Below are 25,783 nucleotides of genomic sequence, written 5' to 3' on the forward strand. Positions count from 1 at the left end.
TCAGCGGTCGGCGTCGATCAGGCTCTGCGGGCGCATGTCGGTCCAGTTCGCGTTGACGTAGTCGACGCAGTCCTGTCGACCGGCCGGGCCGTGCACGGTCCGCCAGCCGGCCGGCACCTCGGCGAAGACCGGCCAGAGGCTGTGCTGGTTCTCGTCGTTGACAAGCACCAGGAACGTGCCGTCGGCGTTGTCGAACGGGTTCGTACTCATCGGATACTCCTCGTGCGGGTGTGCGTTACCAGGGTGTGCAGGGCGTCGAACCAGAGGTGGGCGAGATCGTCCACCGAGCCTTCGGGGAACACGCCGTCCGGCCAGCTCCAGGTGGCGACCAGCTGCGGGCCGGTCGCGCGGTCCTCGGTCTGGGCGTTCAGCACCAGTTCGTACGTCTCGGGCATGGCGTCGTCGGCGCCGTTCTCGGCGGCCTCCGCCTCGGGGGCGAACTCCCAGTCGGCGGCCTCCGGGAAGTCGAACCGTCCCATGTAGTTGAACTGGATCGGCGGATGCGGCAGTGCGGCCAGGGTCGGCGCGGTCGCCGGGTTGAGGTAGCGCAGCAGGCCGTAGCCCATGCCGTTGTCGGGCAACTCGGCCAGGTGCTCGCGGACCCGTACCACCGCCTCGGCCACCGCCGCACCGCCGGCCGACACGTCGATGCCGGCGGTGTCCAGGCAGACCGGGAAGATGTTGGTGAACCAGCCGACCGTGCCGGACAGGTCGGCCCCGTCCACCAGGTGCTCCTCCCTCCCGTGGCCCTCCAGCGCGACGAGCACCGCGTCGCCCGTGCCGCCCTGCGCGGCCCGCCACCGGGTGACGGCCACCCCCAACGCGCCGAGCAGGACATCGTTGACACCGGCACCGAGCCCGGCCGGCACGCGGGTCAGCAGGGCCTCGGTGACGTCGGTGGGCAGGGTCAGGGTGATGTCGCGCAGGGTGCCGGCCACGTCGATCGCGGCGTCGAGCGGGCGGCGTACCGGCAACGGGTCACCCCGCCGCACGATCCGCTCCCACCTCGGCAGCTCCGCCACCCGGGCCGGGTCCACCGCGCGTTCGGCGAGGCCCGTCGCCCAGCGGCGGAACGACGTGCCGGTCGCGGCGGTGAGCGGTGTGCGGCCGGCGACCGCGTCCCGCCAGGCGGCGCCGATCTCGGGCAGCAGCACCCGCCACGAGACACCGTCCACGACCAGGTGGTGGACCAGCAGCAGCAGGCGGCCCGGCCGGTGCGGGCCGGCGTCCAACCAGGCGGCCCGGATCATCGCCCCGTTGTCCGGGTCGAGCCCGGCCTGCGCGACTGTCGCCTGCTCGACGACCGCGTCCCACAGGCCACGGTCGTCGAGGCCGCTCACGTCGACGCGTACCGTCCAGTCGGCGGCGCGCGACGAGCCCGGCGGCGGCACGGTCACCGACCAGTCGCCGGTGCGGTCGAGGCGGGCCCGCAGCAGGTCGTGCCGGTCGGCGACGGCCTGCAACGCGGCCAGCAGCGGCTCCCAACCGAGACCCGCCGGGACCTGCACGACCGCGGACTGGTTGAAGCCGTCGATCGGGCCGTCCACCTCGCGCAGCCAGCGCATCACCGGGGTCAGCGGGAACGAGCCGACCCCGTCGCCGACCCGGCCGTCGGCCCGGTCGGACGCGGTCGCGACCAGGGCCAACCCGGCGACCGTACGCTGCGCGAAGACCTGCCGCGGGGTGAGCCGTAGGCCGGCCGCACGGGCCCGACCGACGAGCTGCATCGCGACGATGCTGTCACCGCCCAACGCGAAGAAGTCGGCCTCGACATCCACCGAGGGCAGACCCAACACTGACGCGACGACCTCGGCCAGGACGCGTTCCCGGTCGGTGCGGGGCGCCCGGCCGGCGCCGCCCGTGCCGAGGTCGGGCGCGGGCAGCGCGGCCCGGTTCAGCTTGCCGTTGGCCAGGGTCGGCAGCCGGTCGAGGCGGACCAGCGCGGACGGCACCATGTAGTCGGGTAGTTCGGTGGCGACCGCGGCGCGCAGCGCGGCCAGGTCCAGGCCGTCGGCACCGACCACGTAGCCGGCGAGGAGGCGTACGCCGGGGCGGTCCTCCCGGGCGATCACCACGGCCTCGGTGACGCCGGGCTGCGCGGTGAGCACCGACTCGATCTCGCCCAGCTCCACGCGGAAGCCGCGGATCTTCACCTGTTCGTCGACCCGGCCGAGATACTCCACCCGACCGTCCTCGGTCCACCGCACCAGGTCGCCGGTGCGGTACATCCGCTCGCCCGGCGCTCCGTACGGGTCGGCGACGAAACGCTCGGCGGTCTGGTCGGGCCGGCCCAGGTAGCCACGTGCCAGGCCCGCCCCGGCGACGTACAGCTCACCGGCCACGCCGGTCGGGGTGTGCCGCAGGGCCCGGTCCAGCACGTACGCGCGGGCACCCGCGACGGCCCGGCCGATCACCGGGGACGCGGTGTCGCCGATCCGGGCGGCGAGAGCGTCGACTGTCGCCTCGGTCGGGCCGTACAGGTTGAACGCCTCGGTGCCGGGCAGCGCGCCGAGACGCTGCCAGAGCGCGGGCGGCACCGCCTCGCCGCCGACACCGACCACGGCGAGGGGGCAGCGCCCGTCGCGGATCAGGCCGGCGTCGGCGAGCTGCGCGAAGTGCGAGGGGGTCAGCTCGATGAAGTCGATCCCCTCGGCCCGGATCAGTTCGGCGAGCTGCTCCGGGTCGCGTCGCAGCTCCTCGGTGACGATGTGCAGGGCGTGCCCGTCGAGCAGCCACAGCTGCGGCTGCCAGGAGGCGTCGAACGCGAACGACCAGGCGTGCCCGACCCGCAGGTGGCGGCGGCCGGTGGCGGCGCGGGCGGGCAGGTGCAACTGCGCGCGGTGACTCCGGAACAGGTTGACCAGGTTGCGGTGGGTCACCACAACGCCCTTCGGGCGTCCGGTGGAGCCGGAGGTGTAGATGACGTACGCCGGGTGTTGGGGGCGGGCCGGGCGTACCCGGTCGTCGTCGGTCAGGTCGTGCCCGGCGAGCGTGGCCAACGTCGGGTCGTCGACCAGGACGCGGTCGAGCCCGTCCGCGGTGACACCGACCCCGGCGGCGGTGACCAGCACGACGGGCCGCGCGTCGGCGAGCATCGCGGCGACCCGCGCCGACGGGTAGGACGGGTCCAGCGGCAGGTAGGCGGCACCGCACTTGAGCACCGCGAGGATCGCGGTGATCGCGTCGGCGGTGCGTGGCAGGGCGAGGGCCACCACGTCCTCGGCGCCGACCCCACGGGTGGCCAGCAGCCGGGCCAGCCGGTTGGCGCGGTCGTTGAGGTCGGCGAACGTCAGGCGGACCGCGCCGCAGACGACGGCGGGCGCGTCCGGTGACTCGGCCACCTGCCGTTCGAACAGGACCGCCACCGTCGGGTCGTCGTCGCTGGCGGGCGGCGGCGGGGTCCAGCCGGTGCGGTCCTCGTCCGCCACCAGGTCCAGGCGGCCCACCGCGCGGTCCGCATCGGTGGTGAACGCGGTCAGGACGGCGGTGAGCGCGCCGACGAGTCGCCGGGCGACCGGTGGGGTGAACAGGTCGGGACGGTACTCCAGGCCCACCCGCAGCCGCTGCCCCGGGTCGACGACCCAGGTGAGCGGGTAGTGGGTGGCGTCGCGCCCGCCCGCGTCGACGGCGGCGAGCAGGGTCTCCGACCCGTCGTCGGTACGCTCCGGGTAGTTCTCGACGATCAGCAGTGTGTCGAACAGCTCCCCGACCCCGGCGAGGCGCTGGATGTCGGCCAGCCCGAGATACTGGTGGTCGAGCAGCGCCGACTGCTCGTCCTGGAGCCGGGCCAGCAGCCCCGCCACCGGCTCGGCCGGGTCGAGGCGCACCCGCACCGGCACGGTGTTGATGAATAGCCCGATCATCGACTCGACACCCGGCAACTGCGCCGGCCGCCCGGAGACGGTGGTGCCGAAGACCACGTCGTCCCGGCCGGTGAGACGGCCCAGCACGATGCTCCAGGCGGCCTGGACCAGCGTGTTCAGCGTCAGCCCCCGGGAGCGGGCCAGGCCGGTCAGGCGCGCGGTCACGGCCTCGGTCAGCTCCCGCTCGGCCAGCTCGGGCACCGCCGGTTCGCGGTGGGGGTCGGCCGGGGCGAGCCGGGTGGTGTCGGTGACCCCGGCCAGCGCCGTACGCCACGCCTGCTCGGCGGCGGACCGGTCCTGCCCGGCCAGCCAGGCGAGGAAGTCGCGGTACGGCGGCGCGGCGGTGCCGCCGTCGGCGCCCTCGTACAACTCGGCGAGCTGGTCCAGCAGCGGCCCTCGGGACCAGCCGTCGAGCAGCATGTGCTGGTGGGTGAGGATCAGCCGGTACGCGTCGCCGGTGCGCACCAGCATCATCCGCAGCAGCGGGGCGACCGCCGGATCGAATCGGCGGCCCTCCTCGGCGAGGCAGCGCTGCCACGCCTCCTCCTGCCGTGCGGCCTCCAGATCGGACAGATCCGCCTCGGCCCAGGGCAGCGTGACGCCACGGTGCACCACGGCGACCGGTCGGCCGGAGTCGAGCTGGTGGAACGACGTCCGCAGGTTGGCGTGCCGCTGCACGAGTGCCTGCCCGGCGGCGCGCAGCCGGGCCGGGTCGACGGTGCCGGGCAGGTCGAAGACCATCTGCACGGTGTAGAGGTCGAGGCCGTCGGCGTCGAACGCGGCGTGGAAGAGCAGCCCGGTCTGCAACGGGGAGAGCGGCAGCACCTCGGCCACGTCCAGGCCCCGCCCGGCGATCTCGGCGGTCTCGGCGTCGGTGAGCGTGACGAGCGCGCCGCTGTCGCTGGCGGCGGTGAACGCCGACCCGGCGGCGGCGGCCAGCGCGGCAGGCGTCCGCAGGTGGAACACCTGCCGCAGGGTGAGCGACAGACCGGCGGCGCGGGCCCGGCCGACCAACTGGATCGAGATGATGCTGTCGCCGCCGAGGCTGAAGAAGTCATCCTCGACGCCCACCGTGGGCACCGCCAGCACCTGCGCGAACAGGTCGACGAGCACCTGTTCGCGGTGGTTGCGCGCGGCCGTGCCGGTGCCCGCGGCGGCGAGGTCGGGGGCGGGCAGGGCGGCCCGGTCCAGTTTGCCGTTGACCGAGACCGGCAACGCGTCGAGGACGACGAAGGCGGACGGCACCAGGTGCGCGGGCAGCAGCGCCGCGAGCCGGGCGCGCAACGCGGCCTCGTCCAGGGTGCCGGCCACGGTGAGGTACGCGACCAGGTGCGCGACACCCGGCCGGTCCTCGCGCAGCAGCACCACCGCCGAACCCACGTCGGGTTGTGCGGTAAGCGCGGCCTCGATCTCGCCCAGCTCGACACGCAGCCCACGGATCTTCACCTGGCCGTCGCCCCGGCCGAGGAACTCGAGCACCCCGGGCGCGCTCCAGCGCACCTGGTCGCCGGTGCGGTACATGCGGGTGCCGGGCGGGCCGTACGGGTCGGCGACGAATCGGTCGGCGGTCAGGTCGGGCCGGCCCCGGTAACCGCGGGCCAACTGCACGCCGGCGAGGTAGAGCTCACCCGGCACCCCGACCGGCACGGGGTGCAGCCCGGCGTCGAGCACGCTCACCCGGGTGTTCCACACCGGCGCACCGATCGGGACGGTGCCGGTGCCGGTGCCGCGCTCGGCGGGCCACGCCGTCACGTCCACCGACGCCTCGGTCGGGCCGTACAGGTTGTGCAGGGCGGCACCGGGCAGCACGTCCCGGCACCTGTCGGCGAGGACGCTGGGCAGCGCCTCGCCGCTGCACAGGACGCGGCGCAGCGTGGTGCAGCCGACGGCGCTCGGCTCGGCGAGGAACGCGGCGAGCATCGACGGGACGAAGTGCACGGTGCTGATCCGTTCCCGCTGGATCACCTCGGCGAGGTAGACCGGGTCGCGGTGGCCGTCCGGCCGGGCGACGACCAGGGTGGCCCCGGTGCTCAGCGGCCAGAAGAACTCCCAGACCGAGACGTCGAAGCCGGCCGGGGTCTTCTGCAACACCCGGTCGCCCACGGTGAGGCCGTACTCGTGCTGCATCCAGCGCAGCCGGTTGACGATGCCGGCGTGCTCGATCTCGACACCCTTGGGCATGCCGGTGGAGCCGGAGGTGTAGATGACGTACGCCGGGTGCCGGGGACCGGGTGGGCGCAGCCGCACGTCCGGGTCGTCGAGCGGTCCGTCCAGCACGATGGGTGCGTCCGCGTGCGGCAGCCCGGCGACGCGCGACGCGGTGCCGCCGACGGCGAGCACCGCGACGGGCCGCGCGTCGGTGAGCATCGCCGCCAGCCGGGCGTCCGGGTGGTCCAGGTCGAGCGGCAGGTACGCGGTGCCGGCCCGCCCGGCCGCGAGGATCGCCACGACCAGCTCGACCGAACGCGGAAGGGCCAGGGCGACGACGGTCTCCGGTCCGGCGCCGGCGGAGGCGAGCACCCGGGCCAGCCGCTCGGTGCGCGCGTCCAGCTCACGGTAGGTGATCTCGACACCGTCCGGATCGACCAGCGCCACCGCGTCGGGGGTCGCCGCGACCTGTGCGGCCACCAGCTCCGGCAGGGTCGCCGCGGGCAGTTCGCGAACCTCTCCGGTCCCGGCGGTCCGGAGCGTCGCGCGCCCAGCCCGGTCGAGCAGGCCGACCCGACCGACCGGGGCGTCCAACCCGGTGACCAGTTCGTCCACGACCGTGACAAGTGCCGTGGCGAGCCGGGTGGCGTACGCGGCGTCGAACAGGTCGGGCCGGTACTCGACGGCGAGGTGCAGGGTCGGGCCGGGCTCGGCGATGAGCGTCAGCGGGTAGTGGGTGGCGTCGTGCCCGTCGGTGCCGGTGACCGGCAAGCCGTCGTCGGCGTCGCCGTCCGGGTAGTTCTCGAAGACCAGCAGGGTGTCGAACAACTCGCCGTGCCCGGCGACGCGCTGGATGTCGGTGAGGCTGAGGTACTGGTGCTCCATCAGCGCGGACTGCTCGTCCTGGATCCGGTCGAGCAGCGCGTGGGCGGGCTCGGCCGGGTCGATGCGCACCCGCACCGGCACGGTGTTGATGAACAGGCCGATCATCGACTCGACACCTGGCAACTGCGGTGGCCGCCCGGAGACGGTGGCGCCGAAGACCACGTCGTCGCGGCCGGTGAGCCGGGCCAACAGTAGCGCCCAGGCGGCCTGCACGATGGTGTTCACGGTCAGACCACGGGCGCGGGCGTTCGCGGTCAACGCCGCCGTCCGGTCCGCGGGCAACTCCATCTCGGCCACCTCGGGAGCCAGCGCGGCACGGCGTCCGTCGGCGGGCGCGACACGTGTGGGTTCGGCCAGGCCGCCGAGCGCGGCGGCCCAGGCGTTCTCGGCGGTCCGCCGGTCCTGCCCGGCCAGCCAGGCGAGGTAGTCCCGGAACGGCCGGCCGGTCACCGGCGCGGTGTCGCCGTCGCGGTACAGGGCGGACAACTCGGCCAGCAGCGGTCCCCGGGACCAGCCGTCGAGCAGCAGGTGGTGGTGGGTGAGCACGAGCCGGTGCGAGTCCGGGCCGGTACGCACCAGGGCCAGGCGCAGCAACGGTGCGACGCTCGGGTCGAAACGGTGGCCCTGCTCGGCGAGGAGCCGCTGCCAGGCCGCCTCCCTCGCGTCAACGTCCACCTCGGACAGGTCGACCTCGGTCCACGGCACGGCCACGGTGGCCGGGACGACGCTGACCGCCGTGCCGGACCCGAGGTGGTGGAACGAGGCGCGCAGGCTGGGCTGCCGGTCGAGCAGCGCCTGACCGGCCGCCCGCAGGCGGGTGGCGTCGATCGGCCCGGTCAGGTCGACCACCATGCGGACGGTGTAGACGTCCGGGCCGGCGTCGTCGAGCAGGCTGTGGAACAGCAGGCCGGTCTGCAACGGCGAGAGCGGCAACACCTCACGGACGTCGACGCCGAGGCCGGCCAGCTCGCGCCGGTCGGCCTCGGTGAGGGTGACCAGGGACAGGCTCGGCGCGACCGCGTCGGTGCCGGTCACGGTGCCGGCGACGGCCACCAGCCGGGCCGGGGTGCGCTGGAGGAACACCTGACGCGGGGAGATCACCAGGCCGGCGACCCGGGCCCGGCCGACCAACTGCATCGACATGATGCTGTCCCCGCCGAGGGCGAAGAAGTCGTCGTCGATGCCGACCGCCGGCACCCCCAGCACCTCGGCGAAGACGTCGCAGAGCAGCTTCTCGCGGGGCGTCCGGGGCGTACGCCCGTTGTCGGCGGTGAACTCCGGGGCGGGCAGGGCGGCCCGGTCCAGCTTGCCGTTGACCGACACCGGCAGCGCGTCCAGGGCGACGAACGCGCCGGGGACCATGTAGTCGGGCAGCGTGGCGGCCACGCCCGCCCGCAACCGGCCGAGATCGGTGCTACCGACGACGTACGCGACGATCCGCCTGACGCCACCGTCGGTCCGCAGCACCACTGCGGCCTGCCGGACGCCCTCCTGGCGGGCGACGACAGCCTCGATCTCGCCGAGTTCCACCCGGAACCCGCGAATCTTGACCTGGTGGTCGACGCGGCCGACGAACTCCAGCGCCCCGTCCGGGGACCAGCGCACCAGGTCGCCGGTGCGGTACATCCGGGCACCGGGCGCGGCGAACGGGTCGGGCAGGAAGCGCTCGGCGGTCAGGCCGGGCCGGTTGTGGTAGCCGCGGGCCAGGCCGAGACCGCCCAGGTACAGCTCGCCGACGACACCTGGCGGGACCGGGTTCAGGCCGCTGTCCAGCACGTACGCCAACTGCCCGGGATCCGGGTAGCCGATCGGCACGGTGCCGGTGGAGACCGGTGCGCACTCCCACAGGGTCGCGTTGACACTCGTCTCGGTGGGCCCGTACGCGTTGAACATGCGCCGGCCGGCGGCGAACCGCTCGGCCAGCCGGGCGGGCACCTCCTCGGTGCCGACGAGCATGGACACCCCCAGCGGCAGCCGGCAGTCGGCGGGCAGCGCACTGAGCACCGACGGCGGCAGGGCCAGTTGGGTGACCTCGTGCTTGGTGAGGTAGTCGACGAGCGGCGCGCCGGGGACGCGCAGTTCGGCCGGGACCACCACGAGCGCACCACCGGACAGCAGCGCCTGGCACAGCTCCCAGTAGGCGAGGTCGAAGCTGGGCGACGCGAAGAGCAGCACCCGACTGGCCTGCGTGACACCGAGCCTGAGCCGCTGGGTGGCGAGCAGCTTCGCGACGCCCTCGTGGGTGACGACGACGCCCTTGGGCCGCCCGGTCGACCCGGACGTGTAGATGACGTACGCGGCGTCCGCGACGTCGGGCGCGACAGGCGTCACGTCCGGGCCGGACGCGGCCACGTCCACCACCGGACGGTCGCCGGGCAGCGCGTCGGCCAACTCGGCGCGGGTGACGACGCAGGCCGGCGCGGCATCCTCCAGCATGTAGCGCAGCCGGTCGGCCGGGTAGTCCAGGTCGAGCGCGAGGTAGGCGGCACCGGAGCGCAGCACGCCGACGAGCGCGGTGACCAGGTCCACGGAGCGGGGGAGTGCCACCGCGACGACCTGGCCGGGGCCGACCCCACGGGCGGCCAGCGCCCGGGCCAGACGGTCCGAACGCACGGCCAACTCGGCGTAGCTGACCTGCTCGTCCTCGCAGATCACGGCGATGTTCTCCGGGTACGCGGCGACCATGTCGGCGAACTGCCGGGGGAAGGTGGTGGCGACGATGCCGTCCGTGCTGCCGTTCCACTCGGTGAGGACTGTTGCGCGCTCGGCCGGGTCGAGGATGTCGATCCGGCCGACCGGGGCGGCCGGGTCGGCGGCCAGCGCGGTGACGACGCGGACCAGCCGGTCGAGGATGGTGCCGGCGGCGTCGGCGTCGAACACGTCGGCGCGGTGCCGGATCTCCAGGTTGATCCGCGGGCCCGGCTCGGCGACAAGCACCAGCGGGTAGTGGGTGGCGTCGTCGTCCTGCGCCTCGGTGACCCGCAACCCGGGCACCGGCTCGGCGGCGTCCGGACTGTCGGGATAGCTCTCGAAGACGGTGAGGGTGTCGAACAGTTCGCCGTGCCCGGCCAGCCGTTGGATGTCGGCCAGCCCGAGGTACTGGTGCTCCATCAGCGCGGCCTGCTCGTCCTGGAGGCGCACGAGCAGGTCGTGGGCCGGCTCGGCCGGGTCGAGCCGGACCCGCACCGGCACGGTGTTGATGAACAGGCCGATCATCGACTCGACACCTGGCAACTGCGGTGGCCGTCCGGAGACGGTGGCGCCGAAGACCACGTCGTCGCGGCCGGTGAGCCGGGCCAGCAGCAGACCCCAGGCCGCCTGCACCACCGTGTTGACGGTGACGCCGAGGGTACGCGCGAGGTCGCTGAGCCGGCCGCTCAGCTCGGCGGGCAGCGCCGTCTCCACCGAGCCGGGGACGACCGGCTCGGGTGTGGTGCCGGCGGGTGCCATCCGGGTCGGTTCGTCCAGCCCGGCGAGCGCGTCCCGCCAGGCGGCGGTGGCCGCGTCCCGGTCCCAGCGGGCCAGCCACGCCAGATACGCCTTGTACGGGGTGACCGGCGGCAACGATCCGGGCGCGGCGTACAGGTCGAGCAGTTCCCGCACGAGCAGCGGCGCGGACCAGCCGTCGAGCAGGATGTGGTGGTGCGTGATGGTGAGGCGGTGTGCCGCGTTCCCGAGCCGGGTCAGCGTCATCCGCAGCAGCGGCGGCCGGGCCATGTCGAAGCGTTCTCGCCGGTCGGCGGCGGCGAGCCGGTCGAGTTCGGCGGTGCGTTCGGCCTCGGGCAGGCCGCTGAGGTCGTGCTCGGCCCAGGGCAGCCGCGCCCGGGTGGGGATCGCGGCGACAGTGCTGCCCTTTGCCGTACGCCGGAACCCGGCCCGCAGGTTGGCGTGCCGGTCGAGCAGCGCCTGCCCGGCGTCGCGGAGCCGGACGGTGTCCAGCGGTCCGGTCAGGTCCAGCGCGGTCGACACGGTGTAGACGTCGGGGGCGTCGGTGTCGTAGAGCGCGTGGAAGAGCAGTCCCTCCTGCAACGGCGTCAGTGGCAGGACGTCCTCAAGCCCGGTTTTCTTGGTCACTGCGTCTCCCACTCGGACTCGAGGTCGGCGAACTCGGCCTCAAGGCTGTCGATGTCGGCCTGGCTCACCTCGACCAGGCTCAGGTCGGACGGGGTGTAACCCCCGGATCCCGGATCGGCGGCGAGCGCTCGCAGCGCCTCCTGCCAGCGGCGGGCCAGCTCACGGACCTGCTCTCCGCTGAGCAGGTCCCGTGGCCAGGTGAAGGTCGCGGTGAGCCGGGGCCCGTCGGCGTGGTCCTCGGTGGTCGCGTTGATCTCCAGCGGGTAGTCGGCGGGCATGCCGTCGTCGGCACCGCCGCCCCAGCCCTCGCCGGCCGGTTCCCACGGGCCCTCGTCGGCGTTCCCGGCGGCGAACCGGCCGAGGTAGTTGAAGCCGATCAGGGGCGGGCCGTACCCGGCGAGCACACGTGCCGTCTCGGGGTTGAGATGGCGCAGCAGGCCGTAGCCGACGCCGTTGTCCGGCGCCGCCCGCAACCGCTCCTTGATCGTCTTCAGGGCGTCACCGGGGTGCTCCGCACCGAGGTCGAGTCGTACCGGGTACTCGCTGGTGAACCAGCCGACCGTGCGGGACAGGTCGGCGCCGGCCACCAGGTGCTCCTCGCGGCCGTGCCCTTCGAGCATGACCAGCCAGCCGGCACCACCGGCCCAGTCGCGCAGCGCCAACGCGAGACCGGTCAGCAGCACGTCGCCGACGCCGGCGTGGAAGCCGGCGGGCACCGTGGTGAGCAGCGGCTGGGTCTCCTCCGGTGGCAGCTCGATGGTGATCTCGTCGCAGGTGCCGGTGCGGTCGCGGGCCGGGTCCAGGGGGCGGCTGCCCAGCGCGGCGCGCGGCCCGGCCAGAACCTCGGTCCAGTACGGCAGTTGCCCCACGGTCCGCGCCTGGCGGGACAGGCTGTCCAGTTCCCGGGCCCAGCGGCGGAACGAGGTGCCGGTGGGCGGGAGGGCGATCGGGGTGCCCGCCTGCCGGGCCGCCCAGGCGGCGGCGAGGTCGGGCAGCAGGATCCGCCAGGACACCCCGTCCACGGCGTAGTGGTGCACGACGAGCAGCACGTGCCCGGGTTCGAGCAGCACCGCCTGGAGCATGACGCCCCGGGCGGGGTCGAGCCGGTCGCGGGCGGCGGCGGCGATCGCGGGCAGGGTCTCCTCGTCGTACGAGGTCACCCGCACGACGTCGACGGGCGCGCCGGGCTCGGGGATCTGCACACCGGCCTCGGTCACCCGGGCGCGTAGCAGGTCGTGGCGGTCGACGAGGGCCTGGACGACCTCGGCCAGTCCGGCGGCGGTGAGCCCGGCCGGGGCGTGCAGCAGCATCGACTGGCTGTATCCGGTGGTCGGGCCGTGCACCTCGGCGAGCCAGCGCATCACCGGGGTGAGCGGCGCGCTCCCGTACGCCTCGCGCGGGTCCTCGGTCACCGTCGTGTCGACGGTGACGGCCTGGGCGAGCCCGGCCGGCGTCTTGTGCCGGAACACGTCCCGGGGGCTGATGCCGAGGCCGGCCGCACGGGCCCGGCTGACCAGTTGGATCGAGACGATGCTGTCGCCGCCCAGGGCGAAGAAGTCGTCGTCGATGCCCACCGCCGGTAGGCCCAGCACGTCGGCGAACAGGTCGCAGAGCTGTTGTTCGCGGCTGTTGCGGGCGGCCGTGCCGCCGACAAGCGTGGCGAAGTCCGGGGCGGGCAGCGCGGCCACGTCGAGCTTCCCGGCGACCGTCCGGGGCAGCGCGTCCACCTCGACGAACGCCGAGGGGATCATGTGGTCCGGCAACGTGGCCCGTAGCCGGTCCAGGTCGACGGGCCCACCCACGACGTAGGCGACGAGTCGGCCGTCGCGGAGGACCACGGCGGCCTGGCCGAGGGCGGCCTCGATCTCGCCCAGTTCGATGCGGTAGCCGCGGACCTTGACCTGCCCGTCGGCGCGGCCGGCGAACTCCAGCACCCCGTCGCGGTTCCATCGGGCCAGGTCCCCCGTGCGGTACATCCGTGCACCAGCGGGGCCGTACGGGTCGGCCACGAACCGTTGCGCGGTCAACCCGGCCCGATTCAGGTATCCGTGTGCCAGCCCGGCTCCGGCCACGTACAGCTCACCGAGCACCCCGGGCGGCACCGGCCGCAGGGCGGCGTCGAGCAGGTAGGTCCGGACGTTGGCCAGTCGGTACGCGGCCCGGTCCGGGCCGTGCCATCCGTAGGCGTCCACGGACGTCTCGGTCGGCCCGTACAGGTCGTGACAGGTCAACCCCGGCGTCGCGCACACCCGTTGCCACAACTGCCCGTCGATCGCCTCGCCGCCGACGAGCAGCACGCTCAGGCCCGCGTCCAACAGCCCGGCCGCTACCAGCTCCCGCAGATAGGTGGGCGTCACGTCCACCACGTCGACATGGTTGCGGCGGACGTAGGCGACCAGGGCGGCGTCGTCGCGGTACTCGTCGTCGTCGAGGACGTGCAGGGTGTGCCCGTCGAGCAGCCAGATCAGCGGCTCCCAGGACCCGTCGAAGGTGAACGACGCGACGTGCGCGACCCGACGTCGGGGGCCGCCCATGAGTCGCTCTCGATGCGAGGCGAACAGGTTCACGATGCCCCGGTGCGGGACCACCACACCCTTCGGCCGTCCCGTCGACCCCGACGTGAAGATCACGTACGCGGGGTCGTCCGCCCGGGGGCGGTCGGGGCTGCCGATCGGGCCCTCGACGAGGGTGGGCCCGTCGAGCAGCAGGTGGGCCCGGCCCGGCGGCAGGGGAGTGTCGCCGGTGCTGAGCACCAACGTCGGCGCCGCGTCGTCGAGCATCGCGGCGACCCGGTCGGTCGGCTGGTACGCGTCCAGCGGCAGGTACGCCGCACCCGCCCGGAGGACGCCCAGGATCGCCGGGACGGTGAGCGGGCGGGACACCGCGAGCGCGACCAGGTGGCCCCGGCCGACGCCGTGTCCGGCCAGCACGCCGGCCAGCCGGGACGACCACGTGTCCAGTTCGGCGAACGTCCACGACCGGCCACCGGAGACCAGCGCCACGGCTCCTGGCGTGGCCGATGCCTGCGTCTCGAAGAGGTCCACGATGGACCCCGGCGGCGTGGTCGCCTCGGTGTCGACGGCGAGCAGCAGGTCCCGTTCGTCCTGGCTCAGGACGTCGATTCGGCTGACCACCGCCGACGGATCGGTGGCGACCGTGGCGAGGACCCGCTGCAACCGCTCGACAAGGGTGTGCGCCGTGGCGCGGTCGTACCGGTCGGTGGCGAATTCGAGGCTTCCCTCGATGCCGCCGTCCGGGGCGTCGGCGAAGTCGAAGGAGAGGTCGAACATCGCCGTACGGTGCCCGACGGGCTCGGGCGCTCCGGTCAGCTCGGCGAGCGTCCAGGTGTGGCCCCCGCCGGGTAGGTAGGAGACCATCGTCTGGAACAGGGGGTGCCGGCCCAGCGACCGGACCGGGTTCAGTGCCTCCACCAGGTGCTCGAACGGCACGTCCTGCCTGTCGAAGGCGGCCAGGTCGGTTTCCCGCACCCGGGCCAGTAGCTCGCGGAACGACGGGTCGCCCGAGGTGTCGGTGCGTAGCACCAGCGTGTTCACGAAGAAGCCGACGAGGTCGTCCAGCGCGGCGTCCGGTCGTCCCGCCACGGGTGCGCCCAACGGCACATCGGTGCCCGCGCCCAGGCGGGACAGCAGCACCGCCACCGCCGCCTGCACCACCATGAAGAGACTGGTGCCCGTCGCTCGGGCCAGGTGTCGGAGGTCGCGGGCCACCGCGTCGGGCAGGACGAAGTCGACGAGGTCGCCCCGGTGACTGGCCTCCGCCGGACGGGGCCGGTCGGCCGGCAGGTCCACCTCGTCGGGCAGCCCGGCCAGGGCCTCCCGCCACGCCCGCACCTGGTCGGTCAGGTCGGCGGACTGCTCGCGTTGCCAGAGGGCGAAGTCGGCGTACTGCACGGGGAGCGGTCGGAACGTCGGGGCGTGGCCGGCGCGGCGCGCCTCGTACGCCGTGGTGAGGTCGGCGCGCAGCGGCTCGTCGGACCATTCGTCGCCGGCGATGTGGTGCAACAGCAGGAGCAGCACGTGCTCGTCCGGTGCCACCCGGAACACGTCGACCCGCAGCGGCGGTTCGCGATCGAGCGCGAACGCGTGCCCGGCGGCGGCGTCGACGTCGCCGCCCTCGTGGAACGCGACCGGGACGGCGTCCGGTGGGAGCACGTGTTGGTAGGGAGTCCCGTCGACGTCCGGGAAGATGGTGCGGAGGGTTTCGTGTCGGGCGACCACGTCGCCGATCGCCGCGACCAACGCGTCCGGGTCCAGGCGGCCGCGCAGCCGCCACGCGATCGGGATGTTGTACGTCGGGTTCGGCCCCTCCAGCCGGTACAGGAACCACAGTCGTTGCTGCGCGTACGACAGTGGCACCCGGTCCGGGCGTGGTCCGGCCACCAGCGGTGCGCGGTTCGATCCGACAAGTCTCGGCAGCAGTCCCGCCACGGTGGGTGTGTCGAACACGGCGCGGACCGGCAGCTCGACGCCCAGGACGGCCCGTACCCGGCCGGCGAGGCGCATGACCAGCAGCGAGTGGCCGCCGAGGGCGAAGAAGTCGTCGTCGATGCCCACCGATGGCAGGCCCAGCACCTCGGCGAACAGGTCGCAGAGTTGTTGTTCGCGGCTGTTGCGGGCGGCCGTGCCGCCGACCAGCGTGGAGAAGTCCGGGGCGGGAAGTGCCGCCACGTCGAGCTTGCCCGCGATGGTGCGGGGCAACGCGTCCACCTCGACGAACGCCGACGGGATCATGTAGTCCGGCAACGTGGCCCGCAAGCGGTCCAGGTCGACAGGCCCGACCACGTAGGCGACCAGCCGGCCGTCGGTCACCACCACAGCGGCCTGGCCGAGGGCGGCCTCGATCTCGCCCAGCTCGATGCGGTAACCGCGGACCTTGACCTGCCCGTCGGCGCGGCCGGCGAACTCCAACACCCCGTCGCGGTTCCATCGGGCCAGGTCCCCGGTGCGATACATCCGACTGCCGGCCGGACCGTACGGGTCGGCCACGAACCGCTGCGCGGTGAGCCCCGGTTGATTCAGGTACCCGTGCGCCAACCCGGCTCCGGCGACGTACAGCTCACCGAGGACCCCCGGCGGCACCGGCCGCAGTCCGGCGTCGAGCAGGTAGGTGCGCACGTTCGCCAACCGGTACGCCGACCGCTCCGGACCCTTCCACCCGTACGCGTCCACGGACGCCTCGGTCGGCCCGTACAGGTCGTGACAGGTCAACCCCGGCGTCGCGCACACCTGCTGCCACAACTGCCCGTCGATCGCCTCGCCGCCGACGAGCAGCACGCTCAGGCCCGCGTCCAACAGCCCGGCCGCTACCAGCTCCCGCAGATAGGTGGGCGTCACGTCCAACACGTCGATCCGCTGCGCACGCAGCCGCGACACGAGAACACCCGCGTCGCGGTACTCGTCGTCATCGAGGACGTGCAGGGTGTGCCCGTCGAGCAGCCAGAGCAGCGGCTCCCAGGACCCGTCGAAGGTGAACGACGCGACGTGCGCGACCCGACGTCGAGGGCCGCCCATGAGTCGCTCTCGATGCGAGGCGAACAGGTTCACGATGCCCCGGTGCGGGACCACCACACCCTTCGGCCGTCCCGTCGACCCCGACGTGAAGATCACGTACGCGGAGTCCTCCGCCGACGGCCTCGCCACGAACGGCACCGCCTCCGGCACCGCCGAACCCACCACCAGCCGAGGGCCCGACCACGGCACGTCGGTGTCCCCGGTGCTGACCAGGATCGCCGGCCGCGCATCGTCGAGCATCGCCGCGATCCGGTCGGTCGGCTGGTACGCGTCCAGCGGCAGGTACGCCGCACCCGCCTTGAGCACGCCCAGGATCACCGGGACGGTGAGCGGGCGGGAGGTGGCCAGCGCGACGAGGCCCCCGGAGTACGAGGCCAGCGCACCGGCGAGCCGCGACGACCAGTCGTCCAGTTCGGCGTACGTCCAGGCACGTCCGCCGGAGACCAGGGCGACCGCCTCGGGGCTGGCCGCCGCCTGTGCGACGAACAGGTCCACGATGGAGCCCGGCGGGACCGGGGTGACGGCCGGCACGGCCAGCAGCCGGGAACGCTCGGCGGGGGCCAGCACGTCGATCCTGCTCACCACCGTCGACGGGTCGGCGGCGACGGTGGCGAGGACCCGCTGCAACCGCTCGACAAGAGTCTGGGCGGACGAGCTGTCGTATCTGTCGGTGGCGTACTCCAACTCGCCTCGGACGCCGCCGCGGGTCTCGAAGAAGTCGAAGGAGAGGTCGAACATGGCGACGTGCTGGCGTACCCGCTCGGTCTCGACGCGCAGCGACCCGAGGTGCCAGGCGGCGTCGGCCTCGCCGAGGTAGGAGACCATCGTCTGGAACAGCGGGTGCCGGCCCAGCGACCGGACCGGGTTCAGTGCCTCCACCAGGTGCTCGAACGGCACGTCCTGCCTGTCGAAGGCGGCCAGGTCGGTTTCCCGCACCCGGGCCAGCAACTCGCGGAACGACGGGTCGCCCGAGGTGTCGGTGCGCAGCACCAGCGTGTTCACGAAGAAACCGACGAGGTCGTCCAGCGCGGCGTCCGGTCGTCCCGCCACGGGTGCGCCCAACGGCACATCGGTGCCCGCGCCCAACCGGGACAGCAACACCGCCACCGCCGCCTGCACCACCATGAACATGGAGGTCCCGGTCGACCGGGCAAGCGCACGCAGCCGTTCGGTCACCTCGGCGGGCAGCGTGAAGTCGACGACGTCGCCCCGGTGACTGGCCTGCGCCGGGCGGGGGCGGTCGGCCGGCAGGTCCACCTCGTCGGGCAGCCCGGCCAGGGCCTCCCGCCAGCCGTCGACCTGCGCGGCGAGCGCGCCCGACTCGGCGCGCTGCCACAGCGCGAAGTCGGCGTACTGCACGGGCAGCGGCGGGAACGCCGGCACCAGCCCGGCGCAGCGGGCGGTGTACGCGGCCACGATGTCGCGGCGCAGCGGCACGTCCGACCACTCGTCGCCGGCGATGTGGTGCAACAGCAGCAGCAACACGTGCTCGTCCGGTGCGATCCGGAACAGCCGGGCACGCAGCGGAGGCTCGTGGTCGAGGCGGAATCCGTACGCCCCGATCTCGGCGAGCCGTCCGGGGAGGTCCGCCTCGGCGATGTCCGTCACCGGCACCGGAACCGGTGCGACGGGCAGGACGCGCTGGTACGGCTCACCGCCGTCCTGCTCGCCGAAGATGGTGCGGAGGGTTTCGTGTCGGGCGACCACGTCGCCGATCGCCGCGACCAACGCGTCCGGGTCCAGGCGGCCGCGCAGCCGCCAGGCGATCGGGATGTTGTACGTCGGGTTCGGCCCCTCCAGCCGGTACAGGAACCACAACCGTTGTTGGGCGTACGACAGTGGCACCCGGTCCGGGCGTGGTCCGGCCACCAGCGGTGCGCGGCTCGACCCGACAAGTCTCGGCAGCAGGCCCGCCACGGTGGGTGAGTCGAACACCGCGCGGACCGGCAGCTCGACACCCAGGACGGCCCGTACCCGGCCGGCGAGGCGCATGACCAGCAGCGAGTGGCCGCCCAATGCGAAGAAGTCGTCGTCGATGCCCACCGCCGGCAGGCCCAGCACCTCGGCGAACAGGTCGCAGAGTTGTTGTTCGCGGCTGTTGCGGGCGGTCCGACCCACACTCGACCCGGCGAAGTCCGGAGCGGGCAACGCGGCCACGTCGAGTTTTCCGGCCACCGTCCGGGGCAGAGCGTCCACCTCGACGAACGCCGACGGGATCATGTAGTCCGGCAACGTGGCCCGCAGCCGGTCCAGGTCAACAGGCCCAACCACGTACGCGACGAGTCGGCCGTCCCGGAGCACGACGGCGGCCTGGCCGAGGGCGGCCTCGATCTCGCCCAGCTCGATCCGGAAGCCGCGCACCTTGACCTGCCCGTCCGCGCGGCCGGCGAACTCCAACACCCCGGCGCGGTTGAACCGGGCCAGGTCCCCCGTGCGGTACATCCGCGCACCCGCGGCACCGAACGGGTCGGCCACGAACCGATCCGCCGTCAACCCGGCCCGATTCAGGTACCCGTGCGCCAACCCCGCCCCGGCCACGTACAGCTCACCGAGCACCCCCGGCGGCACCGGCCGCAGCCCGGCGTCGAGAACGTAGGTCCGCACGTTCGCCAGTCGGTACGCCGACCGGTCCGGACCCTCCCACCCGTACGCGTCCACGGACGCTTCGGTCGGCCCGTACAGGTCGTGACAGGTCAACCCCGGCGTCGCGCACACCCGCTGCCACAACCGTTCGTCGATCGCCTCGCCGCCGACGAGCAGCACGCTCAGGCCCGCGTCCAACACACCTGCGGGCACCAGCTCCCGCAGATAGGTGGGCGTCACGTCCAACACGTCGATCCGCTGCGCACGCAGGTGGCCGACAAGCGCGGCGGCATCGAGGTAGACGTCCGAGTCGACGACGTGCACCGTGTGCCCGTCGAGCAGCCACAGCAGCGGCTCCCACGACCCGTCGAACGTGAACGACGCCACGTGCGCCACCCGACGTCGAGGGCCGCCCATCAGCCGCTCGCGATGCGAGGCGAACAGGTTCACGATGCCCCGGTGCGGGACCACCACACCCTTCGGCCGTCCCGTCGACCCCGACGTGAAGATCACGTACGCGGGGTCCTGCGCCGACGGCGTACCCACGAACGGCTCCGCCTCCGGCACCGCCGAACCCACCACCAGCCGAGGGCCGGTCCACCCCGGGGCCGGGTCGTCGCCGGCCGCGACAACCAGCACCGCCGGGGCCGCGTCGTCGAGCATCGCGGTGAGCCGGTCGGTCGGTTGGTTCAGGTCGAGCGGCAGGTACGCCGCGCCGCTGTCGAGCACGCCGAACACCGCCGGCACGGTGAGCGCCCGTGGCAGCGCGAGCGCCACCCGATCGGTACGCGTGACGCCGCGCCCGCGCAACGCCCCGGCCAGTCCGGCGGCCCAACGCTCCACCTCGGCGAAGGTCCACTCGCGTCCGCCCGCGACGAGAGCGACGGCGGTGGGCGTCCGGGCCGCCTGCTCGTGGAACAGGGCGCTGACGGTGGTGTCGGGCAGCGGCCCGGCGGTGTCGTTCCAGCCCCGCAGTACGCGGTCCCGTTCCACCGAGGTCAACACGTCGACGGCGGCGAGGGGCACGTCCGGGGCGTCGCAGATCCGGCTCAGCACCAGGGTCAGCCGGTCCAGCAGCGTCGCGGCGGCGTCGGGGTCGAACAGGTCGGCGCGGTACTCCAGATCTAGGTGCAGCCGGTGGCCGGGCCGCGCGGTCAGCGTCAGCGGATAGTGCGCGCAGTCGCGGACGTCCGCGCCCGTGACGCGTACGCCGTCTGCCGGCGCGGGCAGCGACTCGCCCAGGGGGTAGTTCTCGAAGACCGTCAGGGTGTCGAACAACTCGCCGTGCCCGGCCAGCCGCTGGATCTCGGCCAACCCGAGGTGCTGGTGCTCCATCAGCCGCACCTGCCCGTCCTGCAGGCGGCGCAGCACTGTCGTCACCGGCGCGGCCGGGTCCAGGATGACGCGTACCGGAATGGTGTTGATGAACAGGCCGATCATGGTGTCGGCGCCGGGGAGGTCCGGCGGACGCCCGGCGACCGTCGCGCCGACCACCACGTCGTCGCGGCCGGTCAGCGCCCCGACCACGATGCCCCAGGCGCCCTGGACGATGGTGTTCATGGTGAGCCCACGGGCACGGCCGAGGGCGGTGAGCCGGGTGGTCGCCTCGACCGGGAGGTCACGCACGAGGCGCTGCGGAACGACCGCGTGGGCCGGCGGACGGCCAGCCAGCAGGGTCGGCCCGTCCAACCCGGCCATTGCCGCGCGCCAGGCGGCCTCGGCCGCCGGGCGGTCCTGGGCGGCGGTCCAGGCGAGGTAGTCGCGGAAGTCGGCGGGCTCGGCCAGGGGGCCGCCCCGGTAGAGGGCGATCAGCTCGTCCAGCAGCAGCGGCACCGACCAACCGTCGAGCAGCAGATGGTGGTGGGTGAGCACGAGCCGGTGCCGGTGCGGAGCGAGGCGGATCAGGGTCATCCGCAGCAGCGGCGCGGTCGCCGGGTCGAGCCGGGTCGCGAGGTCCGTGTCGAGGAAGCCGGGGAGGTCGTCCTCGGCCAGGGTCAGGGCGGACCAGGGCAGCGGCACGTGCCGGGGCACCACGGCCACGGACTGCCCGTTCCTGCGGCGGCGGAACGCCACTCGCAGGTTGGGCCGACGGTCGAGCAGGGCCTGCCCGGCGGCCCGCAGCCGCTCCGCGTCCAGTGGCCCGTCCAGGGCGACTGTCAACTGTCCGGTGTAGACGTCGGGGCCGTCCGCGGCGAGATGCGCGTGGAACAGCAGCCCTTCCTGTAGCGGGGTCAGCGACAGGATGTCGGCGATCCCGGAGGACTGCCCGGGGGTGGCGGTCGCGGTCACGAGAGCTCCCATTCGGCCTCGAACTCGTCGATCTCGTCCTGGCTGAGCGTCAGCGTCAGGTCGGACGGGGTGAGCCCGCCGGCGGCCGGGCCGCGGGCGTGCACGACGAGTGCCTCCAGCGCGGCGAACCAGGTGGCGGCCAGGTCGGCCACCGCCGCGTCGTCCAGCAGCTCACGCGGGTACGCCCAGGTCACCCCCAGTTCCGGGCCGGCCGCGGTGTCCTGCACGTACGCGTTGATCTCCAACGTGTACGGCGCGACGGGCATGCCGAGGTCGAAGCCGCCGGCCAGAATGCCGTGCCCCGCCACCGGCTGCCAGCTCCCGTCGTCGCCGGACGAGGCGGTGAACCGGCCGAGGTAGTTGAAGCTGACCTGCGGCGCGGGGCGGGCGGCCAGCTCCGGCTCGGTGTCCGGGTTGAGGTAGCGCAGCATCCCGTACCCGATGCCGTGGTCGGGGATGGCCCGCAGTTGCTCCTTGAGTCGCTTCAGCGCGGTGCCGGCGCTCGGTCCACCGGTCAGCGCCTCGGCGACGTCGATGTCGCCGGGGTCGAGACGGACCGGGAAGACCGTGGTGAACCAGCCGAGCGCCGGAGTGAGGTCGGCGTTCGCGACGACCTGCTCCTCCCGGCCGTGCCCCTCCAGGGCGATGAGCACCGAACGCTCGGTGCCCTTCCCGTGCCGGGTCCGCCAGTCGATCATCGCCAGGGCGAGCGCGGTGAGCAGCACGTCGTTGATTCCGGCGTGGAAGGCGGCGGCGACGGTGGTGATCAGCGGCTCGGTGGTCGCGGCGGGCAGCCGCACGGTGTGCCGGGTGACCGTGGCGAGGTCGTCCACCGGCCGCAGCGGGCGTCGCGTCAACGCGGGGTCCGCGCCGGTCAGCATGCGCTGCCACAGCGCCAGTTCCGCCGTGCGTTCCGGCCGTCGGGCCGCCTCGGTGAGTGCGGTGGCCCACCGCCGGAAGGACGTGCCGGTGCGTTCCAGGACCGGGGTACGCCCCGCCGTCCGCTGTTCCCAGGCGGTGGCCAGGTCGGCCGGCAGGATCCGCCACGAGACGCCGTCCACGACGCTGTGGTGGATGACCAGCAGCAGCCGGCCCGGCGCGGAGGGCCCACCGTCGAACCAGACGGCCTGGGCCATGACACCCCGTTCGGGGTCGAGCCGGCCGGCGGCGGCCTGCTCCTCGGCCTCGATCACCGCGCCGGGTTCGGCCCGCCGCAGCCACGGCCGCGCGGTGCCGCGCGGTGCGACGTGCAGCCGGCCCGGCGTCGCGGGGGTCGCGCGGACGAGCCGCGAGCGCAGCAGGTCGTGCCGGTCGGTGAGCGCGTTCAGTACGGCGGTCAGGTCGGCCTCGGTGGCGCCCGCGGGCGTGGCGAGCACCATCGACTGGCTGAACGCGTCGATTTCGCCGCCGGTCTCGTCGAGCCAGCGCAGGATCGGCGTGAACGGGATGTCGCCCACACCGTCGTCGGGCCGGTCCCGGGCACCGGTGTCGAGTTCGGTGACGACCTCGGCCAACGCGGCCACCGTCCGAAGCTCGAACACCTGACGTGAGGTGCAGACCAGCCCGGCCGCGCGGGCGCGCAGCACGAACTGGATGGAGACGATGCTGTCCCCGCCGAGGCTGAAGAAGTCGTCCTCGATGCCGACCCCGGGGACGCCCAGGACGTCCGCGTACAGCTCGCAGAGCACCCGCTCGCGTGGGGTGCGGGGCGCGGTGCCGGTGGCCTGCGCGGCGTAGTCCGGTGCCGGCAGCGCGGCCCGGTCCAGTTTGCCGCTGGTCAGCACCGGCAGCCGGTCCAGCAGCACGAAGCCGGTCGGCACCATGTAGCTGGGCAGCCAGGTCTCGGCGTGCAGACGCAGCGACTTCACCAGCGCCGCCGGATCGGCGACCGCCGTCAGGGTGTTGGCGTGTGCGACCGCCGCGCCCCGACGGTAGGCGTGGCGGGGCTCGCTGCCACGTTCGAAGACGACGTCCAGGTCCCCGCCTGTCGAGGAGCCGTCCCAGGTCACCACGGCGTGGTAGCCGGCTGCGTCGGCAAGTGCGTGGAAGTCCTCGACGGACGGGGCGTCCGCCGCGCCCAGGCGCGCGTTCGGCACCGCGGTGACCCGCAGCCGCCGCGGGCCGACGCTCAACTGCTTCCGGACGTCGTCCAGGTGCCCGGCCCAGGCGTACGTCGTCTCGGGTGTGGGCGCGGGCACCGGCGCGGTGGTCAGCACCACGTCGTAGCGGTAGCCGCTCAGCTCGTTGTCGTAGCCGCCCCGCTTGACCCACACCTCGGCGCCCTGGATCGATCCGCTCGGCAGCGTGGCGAAGTAGTCCGGGTCGAGCAGCAGTTCCCGTTCGGCGCGGACCGCCGCCTCGACGGCGGCGTCCAACGCGGCGGGGGCCACACCACGGCTGGTCTGGATCGCCTCGTGCAGCATCCGGTGCAGGCGCAGGTTACGGACGTCTCCGACGAAGATCACTCCGCCGGGGGCGAGTCGCTCGGCCGCCGCGCGCAGCACGCCGCTGAGGTAGTCGGCGCTCGGGAAGTACTGCACCACCGAGTTGATGACGACCGTGTCGAACCAGCCGGCCGGCACCCCCGTCAGGTCGTGGGCCGGTTGGGCGCGGAGCGTGACCCGGTCGGCGAGCCCCGGAATCGTCGCCACCGCGGCACCCAACGTGGCGACGGCCTGCTCGGAGAGGTCCAGTCCCCAGTAGCTCTCGCACTCCGGGGCGAGTCGCGACAGCAGCAACCCGCTGCCGACGCCGATCTCCAGGACGCGCCGGGGCCGCAGCGACCGGATCCGGTCGACAGTGGTGTCCCGCCACTCGCGCATCTGCGCCAACGGAATGGGCGAGCCGTCGAAGCTGCTGTTCCAGCCGGTGAAGTTCTCGTCGAAGCGCTCGACCCGGCCGGCCTGGTAGAGCAGTTCGTGCAGTTCCTTCCACTCGGCGACCTGACTGTCGGCCCGGTCCTGCGGTGCGTCGTCCTCGCTCGGTACGACGTAGGCGGCCAGCCGCACGTCACCCGGGCGGTCCTCGCGGGCCAGCACGGTGACCTGGCCGACGTTCGGGTGGCGGGCCAGCACCGACTCGATCTCGCCCAGCTCGATGCGGTAGCCGCGTACCTTCACCTGGTCGTCGACCCGCCCGAGGAAGTCCAGCCGCCCGTCCACCCGCCAGCTCGCCACGTCACCGGTGCGGTACATCCGTCCACCGGGTGGGCCGTACGGGTCGGCGAGGAACCGCTCGGCGGTCAGGTCCGGCCGGTTGACGTAGCAGCGGGCCAGGCCCGGACCGGCGAGGTAGAGCTCACCGGGCACACCGGGCTCCACCTGCCGCAACGCGTCGTCGAGCACGTAGGCGTCGGTGCCCGGGTCGGGGCGTCCGATCGGGACCGAGGAGCTGTCGATCCGCTCCGGGTCACACTCGCCCAGCGTGGAGTTGACGGTGGCCTCCGTCGGGCCGTACGCGTTGAACATGCGGCGGTCCCGCGCCCAGCGGGCGACCAGTTCCGGCGACACCCGTTCGGTGCCGGCCAACAGGATGCCCGGTGGCAGGTCACACTCCGGGGGCAGTGCGGCCAGCAGTGCCGGCGGCAGGATCATGAAGTTGGTCCGGTGCCGGATGGCGTACTCGGTGAGTGCCGGGCCGGCGACGCGGCGATCGGCGGGGACGATGACCAGTCGGCCACCGGAGAGCAGGGCCAGGCAGAGATCCCAGAACGCCACGTCGAAGCTCGGCGAGGCGAAGTGCAGGACCCGCACGTCCGGGGTGAGCCCGAACCGCTCGAACTGGGTGGAGAGCAGTTTGGCCACGCCGGTGTGGGTGAGCAGCACGCCCTTGGGGCGGCCGGTCGAGCCCGAGGTGTAGATGACGTACGCGGCGTGCTCGACCCGCAGGCCGGGCCGTTCGGGGTCGTCGGTCGACGCGTTCGCCAACTCGGCCACCACCTCGGGGGCATCGAGCAGCAGCCGGGGCACACCGTCGGCCCGCGGCAGCCGGTCCGCCGACTCGGAGGTGGTGACCAGGCAGACGGGTCGCGCGTCGCCGACCAGGTAGGCGAGCCGCTCGGCCGGGTCGGCCGGGTCCAGTGGAAGGTAGGCGCCGCCGGCCTTCAGCACGGCCAACTCCGCCACGATCATGTCGACCGAGCGCGGCACGGCGAGCCCGGCCACCCGATCCGGGCCCAGACCCCGGGCGACGAGCAGGTGCGCCAACCGGTTGGCCCTGGCGTCCAACTCGGCGTAGGTGACCTCGACGTCCTCGAAGACCACCGCCACCGCGTCGGGGTCACGTCGAGCCGTCCGCGCGAACGCGTCCGGGAGGGTGGTCGGGGCGACGGTCAGCGGGCCGCCACTGGAGAACGCCTCCCGGTCCGCCACGGTGCCGCCGGTGCTGCCACCGATGATCTGCATACAGTCG

At 73.6% G+C, this 25,783-nt stretch carries 4 protein-coding genes; all 4 read right to left on the minus strand.

The genetic code is table 11. The annotated features are described in order from the left end of the window. The 4 genes from ACGFIW_RS28720 to ACGFIW_RS28735 are packed head-to-tail and all read right to left on the minus strand — an operon-like array spanning position 1 to position 25,776. Positions 1 to 210, minus strand: coding sequence for an MbtH family protein (locus ACGFIW_RS28720; protein WP_357073336.1), 210 nt, complete (start codon positions 208 to 210; stop codon positions 1 to 3). Then, on the minus strand, positions 207 to 10,970 hold the full coding sequence (locus ACGFIW_RS28725; protein WP_393322133.1) for an amino acid adenylation domain-containing protein: 10,764 nt from the start codon (positions 10,968 to 10,970) through the stop codon (positions 207 to 209). Before ACGFIW_RS28725 ends, ACGFIW_RS28720 begins: the two co-directional genes overlap by 4 nt. After that, on the minus strand, positions 10,967 to 21,373 hold the full coding sequence (locus ACGFIW_RS28730; protein ID WP_393322136.1) for an amino acid adenylation domain-containing protein: 10,407 nt from the start codon (positions 21,371 to 21,373) through the stop codon (positions 10,967 to 10,969). Before ACGFIW_RS28730 ends, ACGFIW_RS28725 begins: the two co-directional genes overlap by 4 nt. Beyond that, positions 21,370 to 25,776, minus strand: a complete 4,407-nt coding sequence (locus ACGFIW_RS28735; protein ID WP_393322138.1) for an amino acid adenylation domain-containing protein — start codon at positions 25,774 to 25,776, stop codon at positions 21,370 to 21,372. Before ACGFIW_RS28735 ends, ACGFIW_RS28730 begins: the two co-directional genes overlap by 4 nt. Positions 25,777 to 25,783 lie beyond the last annotated feature (7 nt).

Origin of the sequence: Micromonospora sp. NPDC048935 (assembly GCF_043197875.1) — a bacterium.
Lineage (GTDB): Bacteria > Actinomycetota > Actinomycetes > Mycobacteriales > Micromonosporaceae > Micromonospora.

Excerpts from the sequence above, each read along its gene's own strand:
- ACGFIW_RS28720 (WP_357073336.1), bottom strand. The coding sequence starts at position 210 with ATGAGTACGAACCCGTTCGACAACGCCGACGGCACGTTCCTGGTGCTT.
- ACGFIW_RS28735 (WP_393322138.1), bottom strand. The coding sequence starts at position 25,776 with ATGCAGATCATCGGTGGCAGCACCGGCGGCACCGTGGCGGACCGGGAG.